2 protein-coding genes are annotated in these 2,662 nt (G+C 56.6%); both read right to left on the reverse strand.

The features are described 5' to 3' along the window. Window positions 1-141: 141 nt before the first annotated feature. Window positions 142-1,089, reverse strand: coding sequence for a BsuBI/PstI family type II restriction endonuclease (locus tag EHS19_RS03185; RefSeq protein WP_151916348.1), 948 nt, complete (start codon window positions 1,087-1,089; stop codon window positions 142-144). Continuing rightward, window positions 1,071-2,477: an Eco57I restriction-modification methylase domain-containing protein gene (locus EHS19_RS03190; protein WP_151916349.1), complete on the reverse strand. Its 1,407-nt coding sequence runs from the start codon at window positions 2,475-2,477 to the stop codon at window positions 1,071-1,073. The genes EHS19_RS03185 and EHS19_RS03190 overlap by 19 nt, the downstream gene beginning before the upstream one ends. Window positions 2,478-2,662: the final 185 nt, after the last annotated feature.

Consider the following 2,662-nt stretch of genomic DNA (forward strand, 5'->3'; position numbering starts at 1 on the left):
TTCCGTCAAATCGTATCGCCGCACTGGTTGCCAATTGGCAACCAACATGACAGCGCGCAGAACACCCCTTGCAGCACGCCCGCACACCCGCAGATCCGCAACACAACACAAACCGCGCGAACTGGGTACAGCGCTTCGGCGTCAATCCCCATACGGCCCCATGAACCGAGAACCATTGAGATGCACCATGTGGTCGGGCGAGTCTGCGCACCATGCTTCCGTTTCCCACGCAAGCTGGGCAAAGTACTTCTGCATGGTTTTACGATCAGGGAAGCAGGAAACCAGCACGACCTCATCCCATTGGCCGGCGAACAAGGCGCGCAATTCGGCTTTGCGCGTCACATCAACCGGCCCATGCGTACTGGCCGCTTCCATAAGGAACAGCCAGCCGCGTTTTGCGTCCCACGCGATTACATCGGGAGCTTTGGCCCGAGCTTTCAGCACAATGCCGAGCCGGCCCATCAGCTCGGCGTCGATGACACCATGACGATGATCGGTATCGTCAATATACGTGACTTCGCACCCCGGCGCGAACCGCGGCAGCATCTCCTCGATAATCGCTCTGATCAGAGTAGACTGCCCGCTCGGCGACAGCACAAGATGCGCGCCGGATGGCAAGATGACCGGCGTCTTCGGCATATTGCGCCGCTCTTCGGCCAGTGATTCGTACGAAACGTGTTCATGCAAAAACCGTTCCAGCTCCGTTCCGAAAACAGGTTTACCGTGATTGCGAAACACTGCAAGCGCCGCATCGGTCACACGATAATTCCACTTCGGCGAGTTGATTGGCCGATCGGGACGGTCAGCGTTCTCCTCAACGAGTTCGGCCATAACGAACTGATGCAACGTGAACCGTCGAATCGTTTCGCGCGTATTCGGCTTGTAATCCACGCCGAACTGGTCACGAATCCAATCCATGATGGCACGAGTGCCTAGCATTGGATTGGTCGCCTGATCCCACGAATCACCTTCTTTCAACTGCAACAAGGCCAGCAGAGTCATGGCACTGCGCTCATTCAATTGATCGTTACCGACCTTGAAATCACGCAGCACCTCGATCGCTTCATCGATCAGCTTGCTTGCACCCATGAAAACAGCCTTCCAATCGTCTCGTCGATGCGACTCTGGCTCACAGTATTGTCAATAGGCAAACTATCAGCCAGCGAGGCCAGCTGAGTCTTGGACGGGCACGGCATCTGCCGCAGATCAGTCGCATTGACCTGTGTACTACCGGACACCTGCCGGTACCATTCATCCACGATCGACGACGACAGCCACAACGTCAGACCGCGCGCCTCCTTGTCACCCAATGGCACCGTCTGCCGCGATGTGCCCTGATGCACATAGTTCAGCTTGTTATCGGCCACAAACTCCACGTTGCTGTGCAGATACGACGCATAAATACGGTGACGCTGCTCCTTGGACGAAAAACGGTTCACCAAGCAATAACTGCCAGCCGGAAGCACGACATTGCGCGCATCGGCTTTATCAGTCACCCACTGTTCGCGATCGCACTTGACCGGATGCACCGTCACCATGCCGTTCTGATTGTCCGACCAGTACAGCGGATGTCCATCCGGCTCCTCAACGTTCGACAGCACATCGCGATTGCGGAACCACACCAGCTTGCCCGTGGACACCCACAAGCCCTGATCAGCCATCGTCTTGAACTCAGACAACCGCGGGTCTTGCTGCTGGATGCGCACAATACGGTCACTCCCCATCAGCAGAGCCTTAAGCGCCACCGGCTCATGCGACTGCTGTTCCAATGGCTCGGCAGGGGTGGCATCGGCATACACGATGACTTTCTTAGTCTGCGGCCGCTTCGACACCTTCACCAGCATGATCTCCTGCAGGATGCCCATATCCTTGAAATGCTCCTGCCTCGAACCATACACAGCCAGTGCATCAAGACAGCACTCGTTCAGCATCCACTTGCGAAAATCCTTGAAATAATCGCCGTTCATCCACGAACGCGGAATGATGGCGACGCATTCGCCGCCCTCATCCAACGCCTGGATAGCCATCACGAGGAACGCCGTGTACAGATTCGTGACTTTCACACCGCCGCTGCTTGTGGCGATCACAGTCGGACTGATCTTCTTGTACGGCGGATTCAGGATCACGCGGTCAAACCGAGCATCCAGCAGCACGTCAAAGACTGATTTGTTGATAACCTCAACGTTATCGCAGACTTGACGCAATGATGATGCAGAGGCCCGCGCAAGATCCGCATCCTGCTCGATGGCAACAACACTGCTGCCTCGTGCGGACTGCTTGGCCGTCACCGCACTCAGAATGCCCGAACCGGAACCGAGATCAAGAATCCTCACTGGCTCATCGGTCAGGGTGAACAGACTCACCGCCTGCTCGGCAACAGGCATGGGCGTCAAAAACTGCTCCCACTGCTGCTGTCGCTGGGGCGAAAGCGATGCGGCAGCATCGTTGCGAATCTGCGCGATGGTCTTGGATGTCATACCAACAGAATAGACAGCAGACGCGAACGCCGATGCACAACCCTAACCATCATTGCGATTCCAGCCGCCAACCCGGCGATGCTCGGCAGCGCCGGCTGCGGCACTGATATCGTTTGCGGCGCTGTCATGTTGGTTGCCAATTGGCAACCAATCAGCAACCAACCCCACCACCACAACCGCGGAAT

The organism is Bifidobacterium jacchi (assembly GCF_009078285.1).
Taxonomy (GTDB): Bacteria; Actinomycetota; Actinomycetes; order Actinomycetales; family Bifidobacteriaceae; genus Bifidobacterium; species Bifidobacterium jacchi.